This is a genomic window from Ruminococcus callidus ATCC 27760 (assembly GCF_000468015.1).
Taxonomy (GTDB): domain Bacteria; phylum Bacillota; class Clostridia; order Oscillospirales; family Ruminococcaceae; genus Ruminococcus_C; species Ruminococcus_C callidus.
Genome location: NZ_KI260495.1, coordinates 1 through 3442, shown reverse-complemented (window position 1 = coordinate 3442; position 3442 = coordinate 1). Strand labels below are relative to the sequence as shown.

Annotated in this window: 2 protein-coding genes; both read right to left on the bottom strand. The window is 53.1% G+C overall.

Features of this window, described 5'->3' with window-relative positions; genetic code table 11:
* Positions 1 to 118: 118 nt before the first annotated feature.
* Positions 119 to 1624, bottom strand: coding sequence for a UDP-glucose--hexose-1-phosphate uridylyltransferase (locus tag RUMCAL_RS13705; RefSeq protein ID WP_040648363.1), 1506 nt, complete (start codon positions 1622 to 1624; stop codon positions 119 to 121).
* Between the two features lie 15 nt (positions 1625 to 1639).
* The gene (locus RUMCAL_RS13700) at positions 1640 to 3124 is read right to left on the bottom strand and encodes a family 43 glycosylhydrolase (RefSeq protein WP_040648372.1); all 1485 of its coding nucleotides are present in this window, start codon (positions 3122 to 3124) and stop codon (positions 1640 to 1642) included.
* Between the last annotated feature and the right edge of the window lie 318 nt (positions 3125 to 3442).

Genomic DNA, 3442 nt, shown 5'->3' with positions numbered 1-3442 from the left:
CTGTCGCACAATCTTTGTGCGGTATTGCCTTAATGGAAACAGCCCTGCATGGTCTGCGTTTTGCAAAGACCGTGCAGGGCTGTTCTGTTGTGTATGCAAAGCTTTATGCAGTGTTTCCTTAATCTGCTGTGGAGCGAACCTGTTCTACGAACCGCAGGAACTGTGCCTTTCCGGCATCGGTGCGTTTGAAAACGCCTGCGTCCAGCAGAACCTGTTCAAAGACTGCCCCGATTTCCTGCTGAATGATCGTTTCCGCATTTTCCGCATTGGCTTCGGGGTGGCGTGTGCGGACTTTCTCCAGCCATGGCATGTGACTGCGGAGAGAGTCAGTCTGTGTCAGGTCGGCATCAGAATACAACGCCCTTGCCAGTACCGGCAGTTCTCCCGCCAGACGTGCCGGCAGGACAGCCAGTCCCATGACTTCGATCAGACCGATGTTTTCCTTTTTGATATGGTGCAGGGACGGGTTCGGGTGGAACAGTCCCAGCGGGCGTTCCGCCGTGGTGCGGTTGTTCCGCAGCACCAGATCGCATTCGTACAGTCCGCCACGCATTCTGGCAATGGGGGTAATGGTGTTGTGTGGTGTGCCGTCTGTTTCCGCATAGATTTCTGCTTCGGCATCGGTATAGGTTCGCCACTGGGTGAGCACGTGGTCGCAGGCTGTCGCAAGGGCAGAGCGATTTTCACTTTGCAGGCGAATGACCGACATAGGCCACTTGACGATCCCCGCCTGTACTTCCGGCTGATTCGGCAGCAGGAACGGTGTTTCCACCGGAGCCTTTGCCATGGCGAAAGTGTAGTGTCCGCCCTGAAAATGTTCGTGGCTCAGGATAGAACCGCCCACAATCGGCAGATCGGCGTTGGAGCCGATGAAATAGTGGGGGAGCATGTCCAGCACATCGAACAGCTTTTCAAAAACTGCCGCATTGATCACCATGGGAACATGTTTCTGATTGAACACGATGCAGTGTTCATTATAATAGCCATAGGGGGAGTACTGGAAAGCCCAGTTTCCGCCGTGAATGGAAATGGGAATCGGCCGGAGATTCTGCCGTGCAGGGTGTGTCAGCGTGCCGGCAAAACCGGTGTTTTCAATGCAAAGCTGGCATGCCGGATATTTGGTCTGGGGTTGGTTCTTGGCTGCGGCAATGTCGCGTGGGTCTTTTTCCGGCTTGGAACGGTTAATGGTTACGTCCAGTGTGCCGTATTCACAGTCATATGTCCAACGCAGATCCTTGGCAATTCTGCCGGCACGGACGTAGTTGGTGTCCTTGCTGTACTGATAGTACCAGTCTGTGGCTTCTTCCGGACTGCGGTGATATGCGGCAAAAAAGCTGCGGTTCACTGTGTGCGGGCGTTCTGTCAGCAGCCCCATGATGCGGGTGTCAAACAGATCTCTGGCGGCGTTGGAGTCGGTGATGATGTCTTTTTCTGCAGCATAGGACACCAGTTTGTCCAGAATTTCGTCAATGGTGGGCAGCACCTCCGGCAGGGCAGGCGTTTCCCACGCAGAAAGCTGCAAGAGATCCATAAGCTGATTCCGCAGGAAGATCTCATCTTCGGACGTGATCAGTTCTTTTTCGATACCGTACTGAATCAGTTCCTGTATGCTTTGCTCGATCATATGCATTCCCTCCTGTTATGCCAGGTACAATTCCTTGACCGCTGCTTCACCGTCGCCGCGGTAGAACAGATACAGCGGGTGAGTGCCGTCGGAAATGTGCAGGGGAGCACGGCTTTCCGTCCATGCATCTGCCGGAGCAACCGGAATCTCTGCCACGATGTTTTTGCCGTCCATGTTGTCGGAAACTACAAACTTGCCGTTGCAGGAACCGCGGTATTGTACGCCGATCTCCTTTGCACCGGAGAATGCGAAGTACTTGTATCCCAGCATGGTGCCGTCCTGAATTTCGCCGATAAAGCGATCTTCACCGCAGTGGGTCGCGTTGGGGAAACTGTCGGTGTAGATCTTGTTGGAGCCGTGGGGCATGTGTCCGTTGGTGATGTTGCAGGCGATCACTGCCGGATAGGTGCCGGTACCGTGCAGCGGCTTGCCGTTCAGACCGCAGGAGGTGATCTCTACCTGCGGAATGCTGCCGTCCGGCAGAATGGTAATGGGTTCTGCACATGCCTGACGGCTGTAGTCGGACTTGTGAGTCAGGCGGTGATAGAATACGTACCACTGTCCGTTGATGCATTCGATGCTGCCGTGTGTGGTGCCGGTCATGTTCAGGCGGTCTTTTTCGCTTCTGCCATGATAACCGACATCACCGTTGGAAACGATAGTGCCGCCAAAGACGAAATCTCTGTCCGGCAGGTCGCTGGTGGCATAGCAGAGTTCGTGGTTCTGCCAGGAGGAGTAGATGAAATAATACTTGCCGCCGATCTTGCGAATGGAACTTGCTTCAAAGAACGGGTGCTCCTCGAAGCTGGTGCCAATGGGGTATGCCGGAATGATGTGCCGCGGTTCGCTGGTGACTGTCAGCATGTCATCTCCCACAGTGACTGTGCAGGGACCCATGACACTGCCCTCTGTTTGCAGGACTTCGTTTCGGCTCTTGTGATACCGCTGCATGACTGTCTGAATGGCTTCCTCGTGGTTCGGGAAGTCCTTGTCCAGAGCCTCGTCTGACCATGTGCCGTAGTAAATGCGGATCGTGCCGTCATCGTTGATAACGCCGGGATCGAAGCAGATGTAGTTCAGCATGGGGCTGCCGTCAGGATAGTGCACAAAGCCCAGATACCGGAATGGTCCTGCCGGAGAATCGCTGACAGCCACGCTGATCGGTCCGTTGTAGCCGCCGAAGCCGGCTCTGCCGGACATACAGTAATAAAGGTAAAATCTGCCGTCATTGCCCTGTACAACGTCCGGAGCGTACATGAACTTCCGGTCTGTGGGATATGCCGGATCCTGATCGGCACGGTAAATGGTGCCCTCGCAACGCCAGTCGGACAGGTCTGTCACCGGAGCAGAGTAGGTGGTGTAGTCCAGCATGCAGAAGGTTTCGCCGCCCTCTTTGTCGTGGGAGCCGTACAGGTATACACGGTCACCGAACACATGGGGTTCACCGTCCGGAACACATTCATAAATGGGGAGAAAAGGGTTATATACTTGTTTTTTCATCAGAAAAAATTCCTTTCTTTTCATTTCCGGAGAAACAACATTGTTCCACCTGGATTAAGTTCATTATATGCGATTTTTCTGCATCTGTCAATAGCGTTTTTCATTAAAAAACAGAAGAAACATTTCATAAATTTGGTGGTTTTGACAAAGCTTTTCAGGTGGTGTTTTTACGTGGAAAATCGTGAATTTTGCCGAAAAGACACGTGTCAGGCTTCGTTTCAACACACCCTAATTCAAGCAAATGTCAATGATATACTTTAAGGCAATACCGCACAAAGAGCGTTTGGGGACTTTGCACGCCATCTGCTTGCAAATTTC